The organism is Leptotrichia hongkongensis (assembly GCF_041538065.1).
GTDB lineage: Bacteria > Fusobacteriota > Fusobacteriia > Fusobacteriales > Leptotrichiaceae > Leptotrichia > Leptotrichia hongkongensis.
In genome coordinates this window covers 152,515-177,552 of the sequence record NZ_JBGORW010000002.1, presented here as the reverse complement: position 1 = coordinate 177,552, position 25,038 = coordinate 152,515, and the positions used below count along the sequence as shown (strand labels likewise).

General features: G+C 31.1%; 24 protein-coding genes. 19 read left to right on the top strand and 5 right to left on the bottom strand.

All coding sequences use genetic code 11. From position 1 onward, the window contains the following. Positions 1–16: 16 nt before the first annotated feature. The 5 genes from ACEG17_RS02390 to msrB all read right to left on the bottom strand — a co-directional run bounded on the left by ACEG17_RS02390 (position 17) and on the right by msrB (position 4,805). Complete coding sequence (locus ACEG17_RS02390) at positions 17–1,699, bottom strand: sensor histidine kinase (protein ID WP_372582412.1); 1,683 nt, start codon at positions 1,697–1,699, stop codon at positions 17–19. Beyond that, positions 1,696–2,478 (bottom strand): response regulator transcription factor, encoded by a 783-nt coding sequence (locus ACEG17_RS02385; RefSeq protein ID WP_021743703.1) that lies wholly within the window; start codon positions 2,476–2,478, stop codon positions 1,696–1,698. The genes ACEG17_RS02390 and ACEG17_RS02385 overlap by 4 nt, the downstream gene beginning before the upstream one ends. Further along, complete coding sequence (locus ACEG17_RS02380) at positions 2,479–2,949, bottom strand: redoxin family protein (protein WP_021743702.1); 471 nt, start codon at positions 2,947–2,949, stop codon at positions 2,479–2,481. Positions 2,950–3,062: 113 nt separating this feature from the next. Further along, complete coding sequence (locus ACEG17_RS02375; RefSeq protein WP_372582411.1) at positions 3,063–3,701, bottom strand: cytochrome c biogenesis protein CcdA; 639 nt, start codon at positions 3,699–3,701, stop codon at positions 3,063–3,065. A 24-nt stretch (positions 3,702–3,725) separates the two neighbouring features. Further along, on the bottom strand, positions 3,726–4,805 hold the full coding sequence (gene msrB, locus ACEG17_RS02370; protein WP_372582410.1) for a peptide-methionine (R)-S-oxide reductase MsrB: 1,080 nt from the start codon (positions 4,803–4,805) through the stop codon (positions 3,726–3,728). A gap of 507 nt (positions 4,806–5,312) precedes the next feature. Here msrB and ACEG17_RS02365 point away from each other — a divergent pair. The 19 genes from ACEG17_RS02365 (at position 5,313) to yhbY (ending at position 25,024) form a co-directional block, all read left to right on the top strand. Then, entirely contained in the window at positions 5,313–6,290 is a 978-nt protein-coding gene (locus ACEG17_RS02365; protein WP_372582409.1) for a cell division protein FtsZ, read from the top strand. A gap of 416 nt (positions 6,291–6,706) precedes the next feature. After that, entirely contained in the window at positions 6,707–7,156 is a 450-nt protein-coding gene (locus ACEG17_RS02360; RefSeq protein WP_018451027.1) for a CopY/TcrY family copper transport repressor, read from the top strand. A gap of 19 nt (positions 7,157–7,175) precedes the next feature. Next, entirely contained in the window at positions 7,176–9,278 is a 2,103-nt protein-coding gene (locus ACEG17_RS02355) for a heavy metal translocating P-type ATPase (protein ID WP_018451026.1), read from the top strand. 61 nt (positions 9,279–9,339) lie between these two features. After that, positions 9,340–10,188 carry an FtsZ/tubulin family protein gene (locus ACEG17_RS02350; RefSeq protein WP_372582408.1) on the top strand — a complete coding sequence of 283 codons (849 nt, stop codon included), beginning with the start codon at positions 9,340–9,342 and terminating at the stop codon, positions 10,186–10,188. Positions 10,189–10,278: 90 nt separating this feature from the next. Next, on the top strand, positions 10,279–10,716 hold the full coding sequence (locus tag ACEG17_RS02345) for a GNAT family N-acetyltransferase (RefSeq protein ID WP_372582407.1): 438 nt from the start codon (positions 10,279–10,281) through the stop codon (positions 10,714–10,716). 346 nt (positions 10,717–11,062) lie between these two features. Beyond that, positions 11,063–11,512 (top strand): D-glycero-beta-D-manno-heptose 1-phosphate adenylyltransferase, encoded by a 450-nt coding sequence (gene rfaE2, locus ACEG17_RS02340; RefSeq protein WP_372582447.1) that lies wholly within the window; start codon positions 11,063–11,065, stop codon positions 11,510–11,512. A 367-nt stretch (positions 11,513–11,879) separates the two neighbouring features. Continuing rightward, the gene (tsaE, locus tag ACEG17_RS02335) at positions 11,880–12,332 is read left to right on the top strand and encodes a tRNA (adenosine(37)-N6)-threonylcarbamoyltransferase complex ATPase subunit type 1 TsaE (protein ID WP_372582406.1); all 453 of its coding nucleotides are present in this window, start codon (positions 11,880–11,882) and stop codon (positions 12,330–12,332) included. A 60-nt stretch (positions 12,333–12,392) separates the two neighbouring features. Further along, a complete protein-coding gene (tsaB, locus tag ACEG17_RS02330) occupies positions 12,393–13,145 on the top strand; it encodes a tRNA (adenosine(37)-N6)-threonylcarbamoyltransferase complex dimerization subunit type 1 TsaB (RefSeq protein ID WP_372582405.1) in 753 nt (250 codons plus the stop codon). Further along, positions 13,145–14,335 (top strand): signal recognition particle-docking protein FtsY, encoded by a 1,191-nt coding sequence (ftsY, locus tag ACEG17_RS02325; RefSeq protein WP_372582404.1) that lies wholly within the window; start codon positions 13,145–13,147, stop codon positions 14,333–14,335. The genes tsaB and ftsY overlap by 1 nt, the downstream gene beginning before the upstream one ends. Before the next feature lie 29 nt (positions 14,336–14,364). Continuing rightward, positions 14,365–15,369 (top strand): phosphate acetyltransferase, encoded by a 1,005-nt coding sequence (gene pta / locus ACEG17_RS02320; protein WP_372582403.1) that lies wholly within the window; start codon positions 14,365–14,367, stop codon positions 15,367–15,369. A gap of 42 nt (positions 15,370–15,411) precedes the next feature. Then, positions 15,412–16,608: an acetate/propionate family kinase gene (locus ACEG17_RS02315; protein ID WP_299575758.1), complete on the top strand. Its 1,197-nt coding sequence runs from the start codon at positions 15,412–15,414 to the stop codon at positions 16,606–16,608. A 65-nt stretch (positions 16,609–16,673) separates the two neighbouring features. Then, positions 16,674–17,096 carry a flavodoxin gene (locus tag ACEG17_RS02310; protein ID WP_021743688.1) on the top strand — a complete coding sequence of 141 codons (423 nt, stop codon included), beginning with the start codon at positions 16,674–16,676 and terminating at the stop codon, positions 17,094–17,096. Positions 17,097–17,225: 129 nt separating this feature from the next. Then, a complete protein-coding gene (locus tag ACEG17_RS02305; protein WP_299575754.1) occupies positions 17,226–17,852 on the top strand; it encodes a DUF445 domain-containing protein in 627 nt (208 codons plus the stop codon). Between the two features lie 494 nt (positions 17,853–18,346). Beyond that, positions 18,347–19,357 (top strand): Holliday junction branch migration DNA helicase RuvB, encoded by a 1,011-nt coding sequence (ruvB, locus tag ACEG17_RS02300; RefSeq protein ID WP_372582402.1) that lies wholly within the window; start codon positions 18,347–18,349, stop codon positions 19,355–19,357. Positions 19,358–19,485: 128 nt separating this feature from the next. After that, the gene (locus ACEG17_RS02295) at positions 19,486–20,199 is read left to right on the top strand and encodes an RsmE family RNA methyltransferase (RefSeq protein ID WP_372582401.1); all 714 of its coding nucleotides are present in this window, start codon (positions 19,486–19,488) and stop codon (positions 20,197–20,199) included. 185 nt (positions 20,200–20,384) lie between these two features. Then, the gene (rsfS, locus tag ACEG17_RS02290) at positions 20,385–20,750 is read left to right on the top strand and encodes a ribosome silencing factor (protein ID WP_314293713.1); all 366 of its coding nucleotides are present in this window, start codon (positions 20,385–20,387) and stop codon (positions 20,748–20,750) included. A 77-nt stretch (positions 20,751–20,827) separates the two neighbouring features. Then, complete coding sequence (mrdA, locus tag ACEG17_RS02285; protein ID WP_372582400.1) at positions 20,828–22,795, top strand: penicillin-binding protein 2; 1,968 nt, start codon at positions 20,828–20,830, stop codon at positions 22,793–22,795. Positions 22,796–22,815: 20 nt separating this feature from the next. Then, complete coding sequence (locus ACEG17_RS02280; RefSeq protein ID WP_372582399.1) at positions 22,816–24,687, top strand: ribonuclease J; 1,872 nt, start codon at positions 22,816–22,818, stop codon at positions 24,685–24,687. Position 24,688: 1 nt separating this feature from the next. Then, positions 24,689–25,024, top strand: a complete 336-nt coding sequence (gene yhbY, locus ACEG17_RS02275; RefSeq protein ID WP_147004802.1) for a ribosome assembly RNA-binding protein YhbY — start codon at positions 24,689–24,691, stop codon at positions 25,022–25,024. Positions 25,025–25,038: the final 14 nt, after the last annotated feature.

Here is a 25,038-nt window from a genome sequence, read left to right as displayed (position 1 = left end):
TTCTAGCTGATGAGTTTTAAAGTAATGTATTATTACTGGATTGAAGTGGAATTTTTATAATTACTTCCGCTCCCTCGTTTTTGTTGTTTTCGTTTCTGAATACCCCATAATTTTTGCCGTAATAGAATTTTATTCTTTTATCGACATTTTGGGTTCCTACACCGCCTGTCTTGCTTTTTTTGAACTGTTTGGCTTTTTCGAAACCTATTCCGTTGTCTTTGACTGAGATATTGACAGTGCTGTTTTGTTTGTAAACGTCTATTGTGATGATTCCGTTTCCAGAAAGGTTTTTTATTCCGTGATAGATGGAGTTTTCTACAATTGGCTGGATTATGATTTTTGGAACTTCGATGGAAAGAAGGCTTTCATCTTCTATGTTGAAAAAATAGGAAAGTTTGTCTTCGTATCTCTGCTTTTGTATGAATAAATATTCTTTAGTGTGCATAATTTCATCTTTTAACGGTATTTTTTCGTGTCCGTTGCTAAGGGAAAGCCTAAAATAGTTTGCAAGTGATTTTGTAATGCTGATTACTTTTTCATTGTCTTCAAATTCTGCCATCCAAATGATTGTATCTAGCGTGTTATACAGAAAATGTGGATTAATCTGGCTGTGAAGAGCCTTTATTTCATATTCTCTCAAATATTTTATCTTTTCAACCATTACATTAAAATGTTCTACAAGGTTCTGAATTTCATAGCCTGTTTTTTCACTTAAATGAAATTCCCGTAGATTATTTTCAAAGTTTTGCATATGATTTTCCAGTTTTATTAAAGGCCTTAGAATCTTTGTTATTACGATAAATGTAATAATGGAAGAAAAAGCTAATGAAACTAGGAAAATGATAGTAACTATGTGAGAAAAATTTTTCTTTAAGGTAACCAAGTCATTTGTGTTTGCAAGACTTCTTAAATTCCAGTTTGTATTTTCAATCTGTGTTTCGTATAAGTATGTATCTTTATTTTTATTTTTTTCTGAAAATTTTGCAAGACACTTTTTATCAGCAAAGCATTTCACATCTTTGTAGTAAATAATATTGTTGTTTTTGTCTACTATAATATTGTCGATTTGTTTTCCAAAAGAAATGGAATTTAAATATCTTTCAAGAATTTCATATTTAACGTCAAAAACAATAACACCAAGATTTTCTCCCTTTGAATTTTTTATGTCACGGCTGATTGACAGAAACCAGAGGGCTGAATTCATAGAGGAGGTGGAATTTTTTCTGCTGGGATTAAAAACGGGCATATCTGAATTGTTTATAGCATCGACATACCATTTTTCCTTCATCATATTTTCTGATATTTTCATATCATTATTTTTATCACTGGATACAATGTTACCGTTTTTTCCGATTACAGTAATATTTTTAATTCCTTTATTACTATCAAGAATAGAATAAATCATTTTTTCAATGCTTTTTTTTGAATCTTCATTTCCTGATATTAAAAAGTTTCTAACATCGGCATCAACAGACAAGAGATTAATTATATTTTTCAATTTATCTGCATAGAGCGTAATATAACGGGATGTACTTATAACATTTTCGTTAGTATACTCAATTTCCTTGTTCATTATGATGTATTTTGAAGTATAGTAAAAAATACTGCTTAAAAAAAGTACAAACAGAAGATTTCCAATAATATAGTAAAAAAATAGCTGAAGCAGCATCGAGTTTTTCATAGTTCTTTTTAATTTCATAGTTTCTCCAGCACACTTTTCTTAAATTCTTTTGGTGTCATTCCAAAAGTTTTTTTAAATTTTGAATTGAAATAATTAAAGTTTTCCATTCCTACAAGCTCTCCAATTTGATAATTTTTCAGATCTGTTGTCAAAAGTAGCAGTTTTGCCTTTTCCATCCGCATATTATTCAAATAGTCCTGAAAAGGAATACCAAACAAATTTTTAAAAAGTGAACTCAAATATCCAGAAGACAAATTCATTTCGTCAGCCAGAGAATTTAAGTTAAAGGAAATATCGCTGTATTTTTCTTCAATTTTTTTTGTTAAAATATCTTTATACTTGCTATGAGAAATATTTTTATCAGATTTCTCAGCTTGGCTAATTTTATTAATAATTTTTCTTGCTTCGTTATATTTTTTATCTTCTTCCAGCTTATAGATAAGTTTTGAAATTATTTCATTTATATCTGTCTTGGAAACAGGTTTTAAAATATAGTCTTCAACTCCAATTTTTAAAGCCTTTTGAGCATATTCAAAATAGTCGTATCCAGAAATAATGGCTATTTTAACATCACTTTTCAGCTCTTTCATCTCCTCGGCAAGAGTCAGCCCATTTTTAAAGGGAATATTTATATCTAGCAAGACAAGGTCAGGCAAGACTTCAGAAAAAGTCTTAAAGGCAGAATTACCGTCTTCTGCCTCATAAACATCACTTATCTTATATTTTTCAAAATCAATAAAAGTTTTAATACCTCTTCTTATAATCGGTTCATCATCAATTATTAAAATACTATACACTTATTTAACAGCTCCTTTGATTTGTGCAGCAGTCAGATGTCCCGGCAAAGTTTTAACAATATTTAAGTTCCCATCCAGTACAATGTTTGAAGGATACCCTAAAACTTTTGCCCTTTTTAGCACTTCCCCCTTTTCATCCAGCAATACAGTAGTATTTTTATAGTTAAGCCCTTTATACCACTGAATAAATTTGGCTGTAGGTTTTTCTCCTTTTTGTCCTGGAGAAGCAATTGTTATAACTGTAAAATTCTTACTTTTATCTGCACTTAAAGAATTAATTTCGCTTAATCCCGAAAGACAGATAGGACACCATGAAGCCCACATTTTAATATATATTTTCTTCCCTTTGTACTTGTTAAGGGAAACAGGTTTATTATTTATGTCCTTTAACTGAACTCCCTGTAGTGTATTTCCAAATGAAATCGCTCCAAAACTTAATAAAGTTGCAATTGCTGCAATTAATTTTTTCATAAAAATTACTTCCTTTCTGTATTATATCAAATTTAAAATATTTTTTTAAGTTATTTTGATTATTGATTGTTTTATAAAATTTAAAAAATTATAATTTTTAAAAAATAAAATTATTAAAACTTATTCATTATTAGCAAAATTCCCATAAATATAATTAGAAATCCTCCAAAGATTTTAAAATAATTTGTGTATTGATTTAAAGATTGTACTTTTTTTAGCAATTCCTGAGAGAAAAAGGAAAACAGAACAAATGGAGTGGCAAGCCCTAAGACGTATATAAACATCATTAACCCTCCATAGACTGCAGATCCTTTTTCTCCTGCAAGAGTAAGCACTGAGGCAAGAATAGGGCCTACACATGGAGTCCACCCTAGACTAAATGTCAGTCCTAGCAAAAAAGCCTGTAATGAAGAATTTTTCCCAATTAAATTTAAATTTACAGATTTATTTTTTTCTAAAAAGTTAAATTTTAAGATACCTGTCTGATGTAGTCCCAGTATTATTACAATTATTCCTGCCAAAACTTTTACAGTATCATTAAAGAAAATTCCCGTAAGGAAACTAAAACTAAAGCCTATGCTTACAAAAGTAAGCGAAAGTCCTAAAATAAATAAAAAGGTATTAAGCACAGTTTTTTTTCCTTTGCTTAAAATTCCCAAATATACAGGAACAATGGGAAGAATACATGGAGATAGAAAACTTGCGACTCCTCCTAAAAATACGCTTCCTACTAGTAATGGCTGATTAAACATAAATTATCTCCTATCCTGTTCATTTTACTGAACTAATTTTATTAAATATCCGTAATGTTCTTTTTCCATATCTTTTAATGGGATAAATTTAATTGAAGCACTGTTTATGCAATAACGAAGCCCGCCTTTGTCTTTAGGTCCATCATTAAAAACATGTCCCAAGTGAGCCTTTCCGCTTCGACTAAGCACTTCTGTACGTACCATATTAAAACTTGTATCATTTGCATAAGTTACAACATCTTTTGAAATAGGTTTTGTAAAACTTGGCCAGCCACAGCCAGAATCATATTTATCCTTTGAGGAAAATAATGGCTCCCCTGTTGTTATGTCCACATAAATTCCAGCTTCATGATTGTCCCAGTACTCGTTTGAAAAAGAATGTTCAGTATTTTTTTTCTGTGTAACGCTATATTGAAGTGGAGTAAGCCGTTTTTTCAATTCTTCATCACTTGGTTTTGGATAATCTTTTGGATCAATGATAACTTCATCTGCTTTAGTAATATCAATGTGGCAATATCCGTTAGGATTTTTTCTTAAATAGTCCTGATGGTATTCTTCTGCGAGAATATAATTTTTCAAAGGCTGAACTTCAACTTGGATTTTATCTGTATATTTTTTCTGCTCTTCTTCAATTTCCTGTAAAATAATTTCTTTATCTTTAGGATTAGTATAATAAATCCCTGTTCTGTATTGTCTGCCTCTATCATTTCCTTGCTGATTAATGCTAGTAGGATCTACAACTTGAAAATAATATTTAAGCAGTTTGCTCAAAGAAATTTTGTTTGCGTCATATTTTACGTGAACTGTTTCTGCGTGATCCGTTGATGCGACAATGTTGTAACTCGTTTTTTCAGTTTTACCGTTCGCATAGCCAACTGTAGCATCCTTTACCCCGTCGATTCTTTCCATATATGCCTCAAGACCCCAGAAACAGCCACCAGCAAGATAGATTTCCCTGATGTTTTCGTTTCCTGCCTGAATCATATTTTCTTTTTTTGGTTTATTTTCATTTCTGCTTTTACGATTTTTGTTTTTATTTGATAATACTACTGAAAATAAAGCTAAAGATAGTATTAAAAATAATAGTAGACTTCTAGATTTCATAAAACCGCCTCCCGATTTGTATTTAAATATTTTTTGTATCTACAAGAATAGTATAGTCCAAAAATTTATAAAAAAAAATGAAATATAGTAATATTTTTCTATAATTTTATAATATATAGTTAATTCAATTAAAAATTTTTGGGAAAAATATATAAAAAACCAAATATTGAAATAAAAACAGTCTAACTTTCCACTCTTGTTTTAAATTAAAAATGTTATATAATGGAATTTTTCTAATGATAAATAAAAGTAGATTTACTATTATAGTAAAACTTATTTAAAACTAAACTCAAAAGCTATGACTATTTTACTCAAACCATAAATTTATATAATTTTAGCAGTTTAATTTAAAATAGGTTTGAGTATATTATAAAAAAATTTGACTTAAATTTAAAAAAATTTTAAAATAAAAAAATAAAAAACAAAGATTTATATGTTATACTCCAAAGTTGCATATAATAAAAAAAGAAATACATTTATAGCAAGATTATTTGGGAGGATTGGACAATGTGGGACATTGCCGAATGTGTTGAAGAAAAAAGTGATATTAAGAAAAAAACATTAAATGGAGTAAAAATAAAAATTATAGGAATAGGTGAAACAGGAAATAATGTAATAAATAAAATGACGGCAAGACAGGATATAAGAGCTGATTTTATAACTGTAGATACTGAAAAGAGCAATCTAGATAATTCAAAAGCTGATACAAAAATATTTGTATCTTCAATGATTTCTTATGAAGCTGTAGAAGGATTAAAAAAGCAAATTAAAAAAGAAATGGAAAAAGCAGATATGGTATTTATTATAGCTGAAATGGCCGAAAGAACTGGTGCCTTTGCCTCAGCTGTTATTGCAGAAATTGCAAAAACAATGGGCATATTAACAGTCGCAGTTGTATCAAGTCCCTTTAAATCTGAAACCTCCAATAAAATAAAACTTGCTAAAAAAGGAAAGAAAAAATTAAAACATCTCACGGATACAATAATAGTCATTCCATATCAAAAATTAAAAGAGCTATATAAAGAAAATCCAGCAATAAATATTTATGAAAAAGCAGAAAAAGCTTTTGTGATAATTGTAAAAGGAATATTGGATTTGATAAAAAAACAGGGAATTGTAAATTTAGACTTTGCAGACATTAAGTCTATATTGCAAAATTCAGGCAAAACAGTATTAGGCTTTGGAAAAGCAGACGGAGAGGACAGAGCAAAAAAAGCGGTAGAACAGGCACTAAATACCCCACTTTTAGAACGTTCAATAAAAGGAGCAGGAAAAATACTAATGAATATAACCTCAGGAAATGACATACGCCTGGAAGAAATAAGCCAAATTGCCACAGCAGTAGCCAAAAGCACCGAAAATCCAGACTTATTTCTCGCATGGGGAACAGTCTTTGAAGAAACTAAATGTAGAAATTCTGAAGATTTTGAACAAAAAGGGAGCTGTGTAAAAGTATATTTGATTGCAACAGATTTTCGCAATTAATAAAAATAATTTAAAAATTTATAAATAAAAAAAGAAAAAATATTGACTAATTAATTAGATATAATATAATTACATTGAAAGAAAAAGTTTAAAAACAGGTGTTGCACTGCCTTAAAATGAAGCAACTTTAAATGCAACTGTAAAAAATTTAGAGAGCTTTTAATTTGAACAAAAAAATAGAAGCTGAACTCAAAATTTTAACCATTTTGAGACAGCCCCTTTAAATAAAGAACAATTTTCTAACCTTGTTCAATATAGGAAAAACTATGAAAATTATTATGGAAAAGAAGTGGAGAGATAAAAAGCTATAAGCGTTGCTTACATTTATTAAAAAGACTTGACACAATTCGTTTACAATGGTATACTTAATTTTGAGCATGTTCGTTTACATTTGTAGACAACTAGGGGAAAGGAGAATGAGCACAATAGAATTTAATACTCATATTACAGATGCAGAATGGGAAGTCATGCGTGTAGTTTGGGCAAATGATCGAGTAACTAGTAAAAAAATCATTTCCGTATTGAAAGAAAAAATGGATTGGACACAATCCACTATCAAAACGATCTTAGGTCGATTAGTTGAAAAAGGCGTACTAAATACAGAGCAAGAAGGTAGAAAGTTTATTTACACTGCCAATATTGAAGAGAAAGAAGCTGTAAGGGATTATGTAGAAGATATTTTTAACCGTATTTGCAATAAGAAAGTCGGAAATGTAATAGGAAGCATCATTGAAGATCATGTTTTAAGCTTCGATGATATAGATCGACTAGAAAAAATATTAGAGATGAAAAAATCTTTCGCATTAGAAGAAGTGGATTGCAATTGTCCAGAAGGACAATGTGAATGTCATTTACATCATCATTAAGTATAAGGAGGAATTTAAAATGAATAATGACAACAGATATTCGTCTCATAATCACCATGATTATGACGACATGGATAAGTTAAAACACGAGCATGGAATCACAGATGAACATGGAGACCATAAGGATAAAAATCAAGAACATCATGCTGGGCATGACCACAGCGGGCACAGTGGGCATGCCCACCATCATCACGGAAGCTTTAAGGAACTTTTCTTAAAGTCATTGCCACTAGGAATCATTATTATGCTCTTAGTCCCTTTGCATGGATTTGAATTACCATTCCAGTTTACTTTTCCATATTCTGATATTGTAGTAGCTATTTTATCTACTATATTAATTATTTATGGTGGACGTCCATTCTATCAAGGTGCAGTTGACGAATTTAAACAAAAAAAACCTGGAATGATGGCACTCGTTTCTTTAGGTTTAAGTGTTTCATATTTATACAGTATTTATGCTGTGATCATTACCTACGTAACGGGTGAACACGTGATGGACTTTTTCTTTGAATTTGCTTCATTACTATTAATCATGCTATTAGGTCACTGGATTGAGATGAAAGCTATTGGAGAAGCAGGAGACGCACAAGCAGAATTGGCTAAGTTAGTGCCGAAAGATGCTCACGTTGTATTAGAAGACGATTCAATTGAAACACGACCAGTTGCTGACTTAAAGGTAGGTGATTTAATTCGTGTTCAAGCCGGAGAAAATGTGCCAGCAGACGGGATTATCGAGCGTGGCGAATCACGTTTAAATGAAGCTCTTTTGACTGGAGAATCAAAAGCAGTTAAAAAAGGCCCTGGCGATGAAGTAATCGGGGGCTCAACAAATGGAGAAGGGGTACTTTATATTAAAGTGCTTGAGACAGGTGATCAATCCTTTATCTCTCAAGTACAGACTTTAATTAGCCAAGCTCAAAGTCAGCCTTCCAGGGCAGAAAGTATTGCGCAAAAGGTTGCAGGGTGGCTCTTCTATATTGCTGTTATTGTCGCGCTAATTGCTTTTGTAGTGTGGATGATTATTGGAGATATCCCAACGGCAGTTATATTTACTATTACTACATTAGTTATTGCTTGTCCGCACGCATTGGGTCTGGCTATTCCATTGGTAACCGCCCGTAGCACAAGCTTAGGAGCTAGCCGTGGCTTACTAGTAAAAGACCGCCAAGCCTTAGAAATAGCTCAAGATGCAGATGTGATGATTTTAGATAAAACGGGTACTTTAACAACTGGTGAATTTAAAGTATTAGATGTAAAACTTCTTAATGACAAATATACAAAAGAGGAAATCATTGCCTTATTGGCAGGTATTGAAGGAGGATCTAGCCACCCAATTGCTCAATCAATTATAAGTTTCGCCGAGCAGCAAAATATACGTCCAGCATCTTTTGATTCGATTGATGTGATTTCCGGTTCTGGAGTAGAGGGTAAAGCAGGTGGGCACCGTTACCAATTAATCAGTCAAAAAGCCTATGGACGTAATCTTGATATGGATACTCCAAAAGGAGCAACTCTTAGTGTCTTAGTAGAAAACGATGATGCCATTGGTGCTGTAGCTTTAGGGGACGAATTAAAACCAACGAGTAAAGAGTTAATTAAAGCTCTTAAAAAGAACAATATTCGACCAATTATGGCAACAGGTGATAATGAAAAAGCGGCTCAAGGCGCGGCAGTAGATTTAGGGATTGAATATAGATCAAATCAATCTCCACAAGACAAATATGAGTTAGTTAAAACACTTAAAGATGAAGGAAAGAAAGTTATCATGGTAGGTGATGGTGTAAATGATGCTCCTTCTCTTGCCTTAGCAGATGTTGGTATAGCTATAGGTGCTGGAACTCAAGTTGCGTTGGATTCAGCTGATGTCATATTGACTCAATCCGATCCAGGAGATATTGAATCATTCATTGAATTAGCACACAAAACAACTCGTAAAATGAAACAAAACCTATTTTGGGGAGCTGGTTATAACTTTATAGCTATCCCTCTAGCTGCAGGAATTTTGGCTCCTATTGGTATCACATTAAGCCCTGCATTAGGAGCAATCCTAATGTCTGTGTCAACAGTCATCGTCGCCATTAATGCTATGTTATTAAGTTTAGATCCAAAAAATAACGGTTAACAGATCAAATGATTGAAACTCCTTAAAGTATCAAGATACAATAGTTTTACAGGAGAAAAAAATGGACGGTGTTGGAATAAAAGTTGTCGGAATCGGTACAGTGGGAAATGATGTCTTGAATAAGATGATGAAAAAAGAGATTGCGGAAGTTGGACTTGTGGGAATTGATACAAATCAAGAGAATTTGGATAAACGGAATGTAGGAACAAAAATATTGGCTTCTGAAGATTTAAGTGAAAAAGTGCAGAGTGCATTAAAAAATACAGGTTTAGTATTTATTTTGACAGAAATGTCGGAAAAGAAAAATAACGAGATAGCCTGCATTGTTTCAGAAGTTGCAAAAACAATGGGAATATTGACAGTGGTTGTAGTTGCTACATCAATTAATTCAAATGGAGGAACTGAAGAAATCAAGAAATTAGAAGAAGTTTCTGATACTGTTATAGTTTTGCCTCTTAAAAAATTAATGGAAGCAGATTTAAGTGCAACTTTTGATAAATTATTTGAAAAAAGAGATGAAATTTTTATAAAAAATGTAGAATTTATAACAAATCTAATAAAAAAACAAGGAGTAGTGAATCTTGATTTTGATGATGTAAAAATAATGCTAGGAAATTCAGGAGAAGGTGTAATAGCATTTGGTAAAGGTGAAGGGCAGGATAAGGTAAAACTTGCTACAGAACAAATAATAAACAGCCCTTTTATAAAAAAACTTCCAAAAGCGGGAAAGATACTGTTAAGCATTACAGCAGGATCAGACATTGGATTAACGGATTTACAGGAAATAACTATGATTACAAATGAAAAATTTGGAGCAGACCAAACAAACATACTATGGGGATACATTATGGATGTTGAGCTTGAAGATAAAATTGAAGTGGAAATGCTGATAACGGATTTTTCTAAATAAATGTATATGAAATAATACTAAAATTGAAGTATATAATATTTATTAGGAAAAAAGCAAATATGAAAAATTAGAAGTTATAGAGGTAAAAGTGTGATAAGAGAGATTAATGTACTAGATGCGAAGGATATACAAGAAATTTGTAAAGATGAGTTAGGATATAATGTTGATATTAAGACTGTCAAGACGCAAATTGAAAAATTATCTATTGATTATGAACATCATATTATCGCAGTATATGAAGATAAAAAAACAAGTAAGGTTGTTGGTTTTGTTCATGCAGAGATGTATGAAAGTTTATACAGTGATATTGGATTAAATATATTAGGATTAGCAGTAAGTTCCAATTTTCAAGGCAAGGGTATAGGAAAAAAACTGATGGTTTTTGTTGAAGAGTATGCTTTAAACAATAATATTAATTTCATTAGATTAAATTCTGGTTCTCATCGTTTAGAAGCACATAAATTTTATGAAAATATTGGTTATACTTGTAATAAAACTCAAAAACGTTTTATAAAAATATTTCGATAAAAAGGTGCTAATAATAAAATTTTAAAATTTAAGAGAAGTAAAAGCAGTAAGCTTATGCTTCTTTTTCTTTTTTAATAAAAAAATTGTGAGAATATACTTAAAACTTTTTAAAATTAAATTGTTGAAATTTGAAAAAATAAAAGTTGAAAAAAAATAGAAAAATTTTCTTTTTTTGGAAAAAATGTGGTATAATTTGATGTATGCTCAAACCTTTTTAAAATTAAATAAACTTAGGGATTGAGTAAATTATGAATTAAAAACATTATAATTATAAATAGAATAGATGAATATATTGGAGAGAAAATTGGAAAAAAGTTTTAAAGATAATTTGCTGACTACTGATGAAATGAGAAATGAAATAGTGAGATTGCAGAAGGCTGGGAAAAAGGTAGTTTTTACTAATGGAGTTTTTGATATTTTACATATTGGGCATTTGACTTATCTGGAGGAAGCCAGAAATTTAGGTGATGTTTTGGTTGTCGGTGTAAATAGCGATGCTTCGGTTAAAGTGAACAAGGGAGATAAAAGACCTATAAATAGTGAAACAAATAGAGCATTTGTGCTTTTGGGTACAAAATTTGTAGATTATACAGTAATTTTTAATGAAAAAACACCAGAAAAACTGCTGGATATTTTAAAGCCAGATATTCACGTAAAAGGCGGAGATTACAAAAAAGAAGACTTGCCAGAAACAAAAGTTGTTGAAAAAAATGGCGGAGAAGTAAAGATTTTATCCTTCGTGGATAACATTTCCACAACTGAAATTATTAATAAAATTATTGAAGTGTATAAATAAAGGATATTTTTATTTTTAAGTTTTTCTTTTTTATGTAAAAGGAAACATTTACTATTAACTTTAAAATCATAACATTTTTTTAATAAAAATAATAAGCAAAATTTCGTTAAAGAAAAAATAACTGTTTGAGATTTTGGAATAAATTTTAGATTGTATCTTGTTATTTGCGTTTAAAATAAACTTAATTCAAAATCGAGTTTTATTTTTTCTTTATAAGAAAGTTTTGCGTAAAGCGGGGTTGTAAGGGCATGGCGTTTGATGCCCTTACGTTAAAAAGACAAATAAAAATTATAAAAAAATAATTTATAATATAAAAATCAAAAAATTTTAGTTAAACATAAAATAAAATTTAGAAATAGGAAAAATTATGAAAAATAAAATATTAACATTTGATAAGATAGATAAATTAGCCAAAAATTTAGCAGAAAAGTTAAAAAACGGAGGTTGTCTAGGACTTATTGGAGATTTGGGAGCGGGGAAGACTACATTTACTAAGAAAATTTGTGAATGTTACAATGTGACAGAAAATGTGAAAAGTCCGACTTTTACTTATGTTATTGAGTATAGCTCTGGAGATGTGCCTGTGTATCATTTTGATGTTTACAGGATTAATGATTCTGAGGAAATTTATGAGATTGGGTTTGAGGATTATATTGGGGAAGATGGAAGTGTTGTGATTATTGAGTGGGCGGACAAGATTTTGGATGAGATGCCTGAGGATGCGGTGTTTGTTGAGATAAATCATTATTCAGATGTGGCTCGTGAAGTATCAGTTTATACGATTGAAAATGGAGAAAAGGTAGATTTTGAAATTGAATAATTTAGTTTTTAATAGTTCAATTTTAAATGGATTCGAGTATAAAAGTAAAGAAAAATGAAAATGGAGAAAAATATGTTGATATTTGCGATAACGACTACAACTAGATTGGCTGGATTGTCACTTTATGAGAAAGACAAGCTGTTAGGGGAAATACATGTGGAAATGGCAAAAACGCATTCTACTACGATTTTGGAGCAGATTGATAGCCTTTTGAAATGGACTGGGAAAAAGCTAGATGAAATTGAAAATGTAATTGTTTCGATAGGACCTGGTTCGTTTACGGGTGTTAGAATAGCAATTTCAGTTGTAAAGGGGCTTTTTTTTGGACGGAATGTAAATTTTTATGAAGTGAATGAACTGGATGCACTTGGATTTCAGGGGTATTATAATTTGAAAACAAGTTTGGAAAATGATGAAGATGTGAAAATATATTCGATGATTGATTCACGAAAGGAAAAGATTTATTGTGCAGGTTATGGAACTTCAAGTGAAAATAAATTGAAATTAATAAAAAATTATGAAGTTACAAAACTTGACAGTGTTATTGAGGAAATAATAGAAAATAAGGGAAATAATAAAAAAGTTTATCTAATTGGGGATGCAGTTTTTAATTATAAGGCTAAGATATTGGATAAATTGGGAAATTGTGTAAAAATATTTGAAGATAAGAATTTGACAATTAATACAATGACATTTGTGCAAATGTTTTTTGATAAAAATTTGGAAAATACTGGTGTTGTGAGAAAAACTGATATTTTTAATCTGAAACCAGATTATCTGGAAAAATCACAGGCGGAAAGGGATAAAAAATAATGCTGAAAAATTTTTTTAAATTTGGAAAAAAGAAAAAAGATGAAGACCAGAAGGACACTTTGGAAAATCAGATAGAAAAAGAAATTGAGGAAAGCCAAAGTGAAATAGATAAAATTAAAGCTGAAACTGAAAAGGAAATAAAGGAAACAGCGGAAGAAATTTTAGGAAAAAATGCTAAAAAAACTGAAAATAATGAAAAAAACTTTGAAACTGAAAGAGAAAAAATTGAAAGCGTAGAAATAGAAGAAAAATCGAATGAGAAAACAAAAGGAAAGCCTAAATTAAAACCTTTAAAGGATAGGCTGGCAACTCCTAAAAAAGGTTTTTTTGGAAAACTGAAGGAAATGCTTTTGGGTAAAGCGATAGATGACGATTTGTACGAAGAATTGGAAGAATTGCTTATTCAGTCAGATATTGGAATGAATATGACAATGCAGCTAGTGGAGGAACTGGAAAAATCAGTTTCACAAAAAAAACTAAAAACATCGGAACAAATTTATGATGAATTAAAGGAATTGCTTAAAGCAAAACTTATTTACAATGATGAAAACAGTACAAAATTAAAATTACAGGATGGAAAACTAAATATTCTTTTGGTTGTTGGAGTAAATGGTGTTGGAAAGACAACTTCCATTGGTAAAATTGCAAAAAAATTGAAGGATAGCGGAAAAAAGGTTATTATTGGGGCTGGAGATACGTTTAGAGCCGCTGCGATTGAGCAAGTTGAGGAATGGGGAAAACGAACTGGTGTGGAGGTTATAAAACAGGCACATGGAAGCGATCCTGCGGCTGTAATTTTTGATACAGTAAAAACTGCTAAAAATCGTGGATTTGATGTGGCAATACTGGATACGGCTGGAAGACTGCACAATAAACGTGATTTGATGAAGGAGCTTGAAAAAATAAACAAAATTATACGGGAACAATCTGGAGAAACAGACTTTGAAACTTTGCTTGTGATTGACAGTACAACTGGTCAGAATGGATTGGAGCAGGCTAGAATATTTAATGAAATCGTAGATTTGACAGGAATTATCTTGACAAAATTTGACGGAACGGCAAAAGGAGGAATTATTTTTCCAATTACAGAAGAGCTGAAAAAACCAATTAAATTTATAGGTGTCGGAGAAGGAATTGAGGACTTGAGGGAATTTGACACAAAGGAATTTGTTGAAGCTATGTTTGATTAATAAATATAATTTAAGAAAGGAGAGAAATTATGAACACATTAGCGAATGAGTTAAAGGAAAAAGCTAAAAAGCTCCACAAGACAATTATCTTACCTGAAACAGAAGACGAGAGAGTCTTAAGGGCTACAGAAAAAATTATTAAGGAGGGAATCGCAAAAATTGCTCTAGTTGGAGACGAGAAAAAGCTAAAGGAAAAAGCAACTGAAATTGGAATTTCGTTAGAAGGTGCAATTTTTTATAATCCTGAGTCATGTGCAACAATTGACGAGATGGCAGAACTTTTGAGAAAAAAAAGAGAGAAAAAAGGAATGACGCTTGAAACTGCAAAAGCGACACTTATGTCAGATTCAAGATATTTTGCAGCAATGCTTGTACACCAAGGAAGAGTAGATGGAATGGTAGCAGGTTCATCTTCACCAACAGCCCATGTCCTAAGAGCTGCAATTCACATAATTGGGCCAAAGGAAGGACTAAAGACAGTATCAAGTTCTTTTATTATGATAACAAATACGCCTGAATTTGGAGATAATGGAACTCTTGTATATTCAGATGGTGGAGTAATACCTAGTCCAACAGCTATGCAGCTTGCTGATATTGCTATTTCTGCAGCAGAAAAAGCTAGATTTACTGCTGGGATAAAAGAGCCTAAAGTAGCATTTCTTTCGTTTTCTACAAAAGGGAGTGCAGATGGAGTATCTGTAAGCAAAGTTAGAGAGGCTATTGAAATTTTAAAAGATAGAAATGTTGATTTTGACTTTGATGGAGAATTACAGCTTGATGCTGCGATTGTACCAGAAGTAGCTGCTGCAAAAGCTCCTGGATCAAAAGTGGCAGGACAGGCAAATGTATTGATTTTTCCAGATTTAGATTCAGGAAATATTGGATATAAATTGACACAAAGACTGGCTAAAGCAAAAGCGTTAGGACCATTAATTCAAGGATTGGCACGTCCAGTTCACGATCTTTCAAGAGGATGCAGTATGGAAGATATAGTAGAAGTTGTTGCAATTACTGCCGTTGAATCAGAAATGTAAAACATAAATAAAAATACAAACAAAAAATTTGGAGGGAAATTTATGAAAATTTTGGTAATAAATTGTGGAAGTTCATCAGCGAAATTTGAACTTATTGACATGACAAATGAGCAATCACTAGCTAAAGGAAACTGTGAAAGAATAGGAATTGCAAATCCTATTTTCAGTTACAAAAATTTATTGACTGGAGAAAAAATTGACAAAATGGAAGTTCCGATGGAAAACCATACAGTTGCGGTAGAATTGATTCTAAAAACGCTTCAAGATGAAAAAATAGGGGTAATTTCAAGCGTAGATGAAATTGATTCAATAGGACATAGAATTGTCCACGGTGGAGAATACTATGAAAAATCTGTAATTGTAGATGACGAAGTTATAAAAAACCTTGAGGAAATAGCACCGCTTGCACCTTTACATAACCCAGCACATATAATGGGAATAAAAGTTGTCCAAAAATTGCTTCCCGGTAAAAAGAACGTGGTTGTGTTTGACACGGCTTTCCATCAAACAATGCCAGGAAAAGCGTATATGTATGCTTATCCTTATGAAGACTATACTGACTTGAAAGTTAGAAAATATGGATTTCATGGGACTTCTCACAGATATGTAAGTGAAGTGGCAAGAGAAATGTTAGGAAAAGAAGATTCTAAAATTATAGTTTGTCATCTTGGAAATGGAGCAAGTATTTCAGCAGTTCAAAATGGTAAAGTCGTAGATACATCAATGGGAATGACACCGCTTGCAGGAATTATGATGGGAACAAGAACAGGAGATGCAGATCCTGCCTCTGTTATTTATATAATGAGAAAAAGAGGACTTTCTTTGGATGAAATGAACAATAGAATGAATAAACAGTCTGGAATTTTAGGAATATTTGGAGAAAGTTCAGATTTTCGTGATTTAGATGCAGCAAGAAGAAGTGGGAATGAAAAGGCTCAATTAGCTTATGAAATGTTCTGCTATAGAATACAACTTTATATTGGAGCTTATGTTGCAGCAATGAACGGTGTTGATGCAATTGCCTTTACTGGTGGAATTGGAGAAAATTCAGTTGGAGTAAAAAAACATATATGTGAATCGCTTTCATATTTTGGAATCGAACTTGATGAAGAAAAAAATGCACAAAGATTACCAGGAAATATAGAATTATCAACAAAAAATTCAAAAGTTAAAATATATAAGATTGAAACAGCAGAAGAGCTTGTAATTGCAAGAGATACTTATAGATTAACAAAATAAAAATACAGATAGCCAAACTTTAGGGTTTGGCTTTACAATAATTTATGATCAAAGAAAGGAAAACTATGGCAACATTAAATATAATTTATTACACAGGTACTGGAAATACTGCAGATATGGCAAAATACATTGGTGAAGGAGCAGAAAATGCTGGAGCTGATGTAAAATTGATAAATGTAGAAGAAGCTGATGAAAGTGCAATAAATGCTGATTTTGTAGCATTTGGATCACCTGCTGTCGGAGCAGAAGAAATTGCACCAGAAATGGTTGAATTCTTTGAAGGGATAAAAGAACAGATTATAGGAAAAACAGTTGGACTTTTTGGCTCTTATGACTGGGGACAAGGCGGTTGGATGGAAACTTGGCGTGAAGAAATGATAAATGAAGGATTTTCTATTGTAAATGATGGTCTTATAATTCATCTAGCTGTTGACGATGATGAAAAAATTGAGAAATGCAAGGAATATGGAAAAGCAATAGTTGGTTAATTTTACCTTTAAAAAATGAATTAGTAAAATTGAGAAAAATCTATAGTTCGAATAAAAATTATAACTTTTGATGTCAATTTTAAATAAATTACTATAAAATTATTCATAGTTATAAATATGGAGGAAAAATTGGGAAATTTATTAATACAGCTGGTCATAATGGTCTTTGTAGGGACACTTATAGGATGGTTTACAAATTATTTGGCAATAAAGCTGCTGTTTAGGCCTTATAAGGAAGTAAACTTTCTATTTTTTAAAATACAGGGATTAGTTCCTAAAAATCGAGACAGAATATCAGAAAACCTTGCTGAAACAATTGAAAAGGAACTTATTTCAGTAGAGCATATTACAGCAAAACTAAAGGATAGTGATGTTATTAATGATGATGTTTTAGATAAACTGCTTGATAAAGTTATAGGAGAAAAGCTTAAAAATAGTGTGTTAGAAAAAAATCCACTATTAAAGATGTTTTTAAATGATTCGTTAATTGAAAAAATAAAATCATACTTTAAAAAGTCCATTTTGGAAAATAAAGAGGAAATAGTGGAAGAAATAATAAAAATCGCAGAAGATAAAATAAATTTTAAAGAAATTATGCTTGAAAAAATGAAAAATTTTTCATTAGAAGAAATGGAAAAAATTATTTTGTCTGTGTCTAAAAATGAATTGAAACATATTGAGATCATCGGTGGGATATTAGGAGGAATAATTGCATTATTTCAGTTTTTTATAATGTTATTATTAAAACAGATATAAAATTTTTAACGTAAGGGCATCAGTCGCCATGCCCTTACAACCCGGCTCGTCTAAGCATTTTCTGAAAATAAAAATTAAACTCGCTCCGCTCAAACAGTAATTTTTATTTCCAAAAAATCACGACACTTTATGTTTAATCATAACAATTATTTTGATAAAGATTCAATAGATAAATTTATTATTTTAATAATCATAAAAATTTTTGTTATAAGATTAAAGTTCGAGAAGCAGAGAGAATTCGTGGAACTTTTGTCATTAGTATTAGGGTATAACTAGTTAATCGTATTAAATTAATCATTATTGTCAAAAAAAGGATATATCCTTGTAATTTAGAAAAAGAAATAATATGTAAAATATAGAAAAAATATCTATTAACAAGAATTCTTTTTATAAAATTTAAATAAAAATAACTAAATTAGAGTATTTAAAGAATTAATTTATGAAATAGAGAAAGTTTAGATAAAGAAATAAAGAAGAAATATCGAGGAGAAAGAATGAATGAAGAGAGAATATTGGAACCTAAGGAATTAGGGGAGGACAATATTCAAAGAAGTTTACGGCCAAAAACTTTTAAGGAATATATTGGTCAGCAAGATTTGAAAGAAAAAATGAATATATTTATAAAAGCTGCTAAAATGAGAAATGAATCGCTTGATCATATTTTATTGTACGGACCTCCAGGATTGGGAAAAACTACGCTTGCAGGAGTTATTGCCACAGAAATGGGAGTGAACTTGAAGATAACGACAGGACCTGTACTGGAGAAAGCGGGAGATTTAGCGGCTATTTTGACTTCTTTGGAGGAAAATGATATTTTGTTTATTGATGAGATTCATAGATTGAATACATCGGTAGAGGAAATTTTGTATCCTGCGATGGAAGATGGGGAACTGGACATTCTTATCGGAAAAGGGCCGTCTGCAAGAAGTATTCGTGTAGAATTACCACAATTTACGCTAATCGGTGCGACAACAAGGGCGGGACAGTTAAGTACGCCGCTTCGTGACAGATTTGGAGTTACTCATAGGATGGAGTACTATCAATTAGAAGATTTGAAAGAAATTATACGAAGAGGAGCAAATATTCTTAATATTTCGTATGATGAAGAAGGGATTACAGAAATCGCTAAAAGAAGCAGAGGAACTCCTAGAATTGCAAACCGGCTTTTAAAAAGAGCAAGAGACTTTGCATTGGTGGAAGGTTCGGGTGTTTTGGAAAAAGAAAGTGTTGATGGGATTTTGAGGCTTTTGGGAGTAGACGATAACGGACTTGATGAATTAGATAGAAATATCCTGCTTTCAATTATAAATGTGTATAATGGAGGGCCTGTTGGAATTGAAACATTGTCACTTTTACTTGGGGAAGACAGACGAACGATAGAAGAAGTTTATGAGCCATATTTGGTAAAAATAGGGTTTATAAAAAGAACACCACGTGGTAGAGTTGTAACCGAATTTGGCTATAAGCATTTAGGAATTGAAAAAATATTTAGTGAAAAAGAATAAAATGTGATAATATTATTTTGAAACAAGACTTAAAATTTATGATTATTTTTGCCTGCTCAAATCTTTAAAATTTTTATGTAGATAGGGCTAAAATATGATAAAAAGTAAAAAAATGAGGTGAAAAACTGTTGTTGACAGTAATAGCGGAAAAAGAAAATATTGATGAAAATAATGAAAAGATTTTGATAAAAGATAAATCAGACTGCAATCATATTCAAAATGTTTATCGTCTAAATATAGGCGATGAATTACGGATAATTGATGGTGAATATGAATATTTTACAAAAATTATTGAAATCTCAAAAAAGGAAGTTGCTGTAAAAATATCGGAAAAAAAAGAAGACAGCTACTCTTTAAATGTAAATATTGATGTTGCAATGGGAATTTTGAAAAATGATAAAATGAATCTGGCAATACAGAAGCTTACGGAAATTGGTGTAAATAGCATAATTCCCTTAAAAACTGAACGAGTTGTTGTAAAAATTAATGAAAAAAAAGAAAAATGGGACGTAGTTGTAAGAGAAACATTAAAACAGTGCAGAGGAATAAAATTTACTGAAATTACACCTGTGAAAAAACTTGCAGAAATTGATTATTCTAAATATGATAAAATAATATTTGCTTATGAAAATAGCGATGAATCAAAATCTTTGCCAGAAATAATAAAAAAAGAAGATGAAAATATTTTATACATAATTGGTCCAGAAGGTGGGATTACCCAAGAGGAAGTTAATTTTTTAAAAGAAAATAAAGCAATAGAAATTAGTCTAGGAAAACGTATTTTAAGAGCAGAAACTGCGGCAATTGTGGTGTGTGGCATTATTGCCAATTTTTATATATAATTTTTTATTTTGCTAAAAATTGAGAAATAAATTGAAAATTAGTCAAATATATAATATAATATACCTTAGTAGTGGTATCGTAATAATTTTTTTGTAAAATTTTGATAAATAAAAAATTTTAAAATAAAAAATTGAAATAGATTTTATAAATAAAAAATAATATAAAAAGAAAGGGAATTTTTAGAATGAGTGAAATAAATAATAATTATGAAAAAGAAGTTCAAGAGATAGTTAATATTATGGAAGATAAGAAAGCACAGGATATAAAGATATATGATATGAGAGGAAAATCTCCATTTTTTGATTATTCAATTTTATGTACAGGTAGTTCTTCTAGAAATATTGAGGCAATAGCAACTGATATAAAGAAAAGTCTTGAGAATGTGAAAAGTGTGGAAGGGCTTGATGAGGCAAACTGGGTTTTAATTGATGCTGGAGATTTGATTATTAGTGTGTTTAGCAAGGATGCAAGAGAATACTACAGATTAGATGATTTTTATAATGGGGTAAATGAAAAAGATAGAGAAATTGGCAAAAACGATGGGGAATAGATACCTATTTTACTGAAATAATATGTTTTTGGAAGTTTAATTGAGGAAAAATGCAATAAAATATGAAGAGGAAAATTATGAGAGAATTAGATAAAAAAGAAAAAAATGTACGATTTATAGTTTTTCTTGTTCTTGTAGGAGCAGTTTTTTTACTGTTGGTAGCACGATTGTTTACATTACAGGTATTAGATGCATCTCAGTATGCGGAACAGGCGTTACAAAATAGAATTAGAACCAATGTAATAAAGGCTACACGTGGAGAAATTTACGATAGAGAAGGAAAATTACTTGCAAAAAATACAACAGGTTATCAAGTAATTCATTCTCATACGCAACCATTAAGCCCTAAAGATGTAGCATTATTAAAAGAAGTAAAGAATATGACGCAAGAACAGATAGATGCGAGACTTTCACAAGAACGAAAAGCGGTTGCAGAACGTATAAAGGAAACAATAGGAGATATAAACAAAATAAGTCAGATAACAGGTTATCAAGTTGATTATTTAATTGACAGATTTTTTAAGCAGCAAAGAATGGGAACAGATAAAAGAATTCTTGTTATTGAAGATTTAGAAAAACAAGTTGCATTAAGAGCAATTGAAAAAATTGATAATGATAGAATTGACATTGTAGAGTATAACAAGAGATATTATCCAGAAGACTCTCTAGCTTCGCATGTGATTGGGTATGTAAAACCAATCAGTGAAAAGGAATTTAAGGATTTGGAAAAAGAAGGTTACAGAAATAGTGACTTGATTGGAAAAAAAGGTGTGGAGCGTTCATATGATAAGGAAATGAAAGGTCAGGACGGAAAGGAAAATGTCGAAGTTGATGCCAAAGGAAATGTTATAAGACAAATGGAAACAACTGAAAGTGTCGCTGGAAAAAATGTCTATTTATCACTTGACTTGGAATTACAAAAATATATGACAGATGCCTTTACAGGAAAAAGTGGAGTATTTATTGCAATGGAAGCAAAAACTGGGAAAATTATTGCATTTGTAAGTAATCCTGAAATCAGTTTGAATTTATTGAGTTCAAGAATACCTGACAATCAGTGGAATGAACTAGTAAATTCAAAAGCTAAGCCACTTGTAAATAAAGGTATTGCTGGACTTTATCCTCCAGGATCTACTTTTAAAGCGATAATTGGAATGGGTATCTTAGAATCAGGTATTTCACCATATGCAACAGTAACTTCAACAGGACAATACCGATATGGGAAATTAATATTTAGAGATTCTCATAAATATGGACATGGAGTAACTAACTTTGCAAAATCTATTGAACAATCTGTAAATACATATTATTATGTTTTCTCTCAAAAAGCTGGAGTAGAGAAGATAGTAAAATATGCAAAAGAATTTGGAATAGGGTCTAAAACTGGAATTGATATTCCGGGAGAACTAGCTGGAACTTTACCAAGCCCTGAATGGAAGAAAAAAAGATTTAAGAAGAAACAGGATCAGCGATGGCTACCTGGAGATTTGATAAATATGTCGATAGGACAAGGTTATGTGCTTGCAACTCCTATTCAAATTGCTTCTGCCTATCAGGCTATCGCAAATAATGGAGTTCAGTTAAAACCTACAGTTGTGGACAGATTTGTAACTTATTCAGGAAAAGTTGAAAATAATGCACCAAAAGTTGTTAGAAAACTAAATGTAAGTTCAAAAAACTTAAAATTAATGCAAAATGCCTTAAGATTGCCTGTAAGCGGTTATGGAGGGACTGCAAAACTGTTAAGAATTGGAGGCTATCCAGTTTCTGTAAAAACAGGAACTGCACAAAATACAGGATTTGTAGATAATCACTCATGGATTGCAGGATATTTTCCATCAGATAATCCTCAAATTGTATTTGTGTCCGTTGTAGAAGGTGGAGGATATGGAGGAGTAGCTTCTGGAAATATGGCTCTTAAATTCATACTAAAATATAGAGATAAATATGTTATAAAAAAAGCTCAAGCAGAAATGCAGAAAAAAAGAAAGGAAGAAGAAAAGAAAAAACAGCAAGCAAATAATAAAAATTTAGCAAAAAGATAAAATAAGGAGGTGTTTACTAAATGTCAGAAAAAGAAAAAAATGAGTTTGGAAATCAAACTTTTAAAAGAAACTTTTCTAAAAAAGAAGATATTAATAAAATAAAATCTGGAATGAAAAGATTTAGAAGAAAAAACACGAATCGAAGACATTTAGATGAAAAAAATGAAGTACGTTATATTCCAAGAGTAAATGACAGGAATAGACATATAGACAAGGAAGTGGATGGAAAAGAAGAAAAGATGTATGTAATTCCGCTTGGAGGTATTGAGGAAGTTGGGAAAAATATGACAGCTTTTCAATATAAAGATGAAATTATTGTAGTGGATGCGGGACTTACTTTCCCAGAAGATGAACATTTGGGAATAGATGTTATAATTCCAGATTTTTCATATTTAGAATCAAACAGACACAAAATAAAAGGGTTACTTTTGACACATGGACATGAAGATCATATAGGAGCAATCCCTTATTTTTACCAAAAATTAGGAACAGAAAATATACCAATGTATGGTGGAAGACTGACACTTGCTCTTGCAAAAGCAAAATTTGAGAAAAAAGATGCAAAATTACCAAAAGAAAAAGTAATTAGCGGAAGAACAATCTTAAAAGTCTCAAAATATTTTACAGTTGAATTTATAAGTGTGACACACAGTATCGCAGACTGTTATGCAATTTGTATAAAGACTCCGGCAGCAACGATTTTACATTCTGGAGATTTTAAGGTAGACTTAACGCCTGTTGATGGAGAAGGATTTGATTTTGGAAGATTGGCTCAGTTAGGTGAGGAAGGTGTAGATTTATTGCTGTCAGATAGTACAAATGCACAAATTCCTGGATTTACACCATCAGAAAGAACAGTAGGGGAAAGCTTGAAAGATGAATTTGCAAAGGCTGATGGAAGAATTATTTTAGCTGCATTTGCTTCACATGTGCATAGATTACAGCAAATCGTAAATATTGCATTAAAACATGGAAGAAAAATTGCAATTGACGGAAGAAGCATGGTAAAAATCTTTGAAATCTGTTCAAATCTTGGATATTTGAAAATACCAAAAGATATAATGATTGACATTGATAAAGTTGAAACTTATCCAGCAAATAAAGTACTTATCTTGTGTACTGGAACACAGGGAGAACCGCTTGCAGCTCTTTCAAGAATTGCAAATGGAACACATAAGCATATTTCTTTAAGAGAAGGAGATACAGTTGTAATTTCAGCAACACCTATTCCTGGAAATGAAAAAGCGGCAACTAAAAATATAAATCAGCTTATGAAACGTAATGCAGATGTTGTATTTGAAAAAGGAATCGGAATTCATGTATCAGGACATGGATGCCAGGAAGAACAGAAACTTATGTTAAATCTAGTAAAACCTAAATTTTTCCTTCCTGTGCATGGAGAATATGCAATGATAAAAAAACATAAGGAATTGGCAGTTGCAGTAGGAGTACCTGAAAAAAATGTTATTTTATCAGAGAATGGAGCAAAACTGGAATTGTCGAAAACTAAATTCAGAACAGCAGGAAAAGTTCCTAGTGGTGCGACATTTATCGATGGATTTGGAATTGGGGATATTGGGAATGCTGTATTAAAAGATAGACAAAATCTAGCAGATGACGGAATAGTTATTATTTCGATTTCTCAATACAGAAACGGTAAGTTTAATAAGCAAGTTGAGCTTGTAACACGTGGTTTTGTGTATAATAAAGATGCAGAAAGCTTATTATCAGAAACAAAAGAGCTGATTAAGATGGAGCTTAGCAGCATGGAAAATGAAGGAATAAAAGAGATTGGTAAGATTAAACAGAGAATAAGAGCGAAAATAGGAGAGTTCCTGAATAAAGAAACAGATAGAGAGCCTATTATTTTACCAATTATAATGGAGGTTTAGAATGATACAGCTTTCAAGTAAAGAGAGAGCTTTTTTAAAGAAATTGGCACATAACTTGGATCCGATTGTAAGAATTGGAAAGGATGGAATTGATGAAAATGTGTTAAAGTCAATTGCAGAAGTTGTGAAAAAAAGAGAATTAATAAAAGTAAAAATATTGCAAAATTCATCGATTGAATTTAATAGGGAAATGGGAGATGAAATTGCTCAGAAAACAAAATCAGTTTTTGTAGATAAAATAGGAAAAGTACTAATATTTTTTAAGCCTAAAAATAAAAAGGATGCAAAAATTACACCTGAATTTAATGAGTTTAAAAAAAGTAAAAAAATAAAATAAAAAGAAAGTATAGA